Source organism: Faecalibacterium sp. DFI.5.82 (assembly GCF_029076575.1).
GTDB classification, from domain to species: Bacteria; Bacillota; Clostridia; order Oscillospirales; family Ruminococcaceae; genus Faecalibacterium; species Faecalibacterium duncaniae.
In genome coordinates this window covers 1-329 of sequence record NZ_JARFIS010000271.1, presented here as the reverse complement: position 1 = coordinate 329, position 329 = coordinate 1, and the positions used below count along the sequence as shown (strand labels likewise).

Sequence of the window (329 nt, the reverse complement as noted above, 5' to 3'; positions counted from 1 at the left end):
CCTTTCCCTTGTATTTACAAGGGATGGAATAGTAATTGGTATCAAAGAGCACCGTTGAATAGCGATTGACTTTCGGGTAGGCTTTCTTTGAAATAACGAGAACATATTGGGGAAGCGGATGGAGATAAGCTTGTTCTTCGGCCAGCATCTTTCCTACTTCCTGAGAGCGTCCGTCGATTTTGTGGTTTAGGTATTTGGCACACTGTTCTAACAATTTCGTGTTGAAATCTTCCAAAGAATCTACTTGAGGCAGCGGCACACATACATTGCTCCGGATATATCCTACCAGATTCTCTACAAGGCCTTTTTCATTCCCGGAAGCTGGATTG

The 329-nt window shown here is 43.5% G+C and carries 1 pseudogene; it reads right to left on the bottom strand.

Annotated elements, in window-relative coordinates:
• Nucleotides 1-329 (bottom strand): annotated as a pseudogene (locus tag P0G09_RS16565) (IS21 family transposase); the annotation flags it as partial.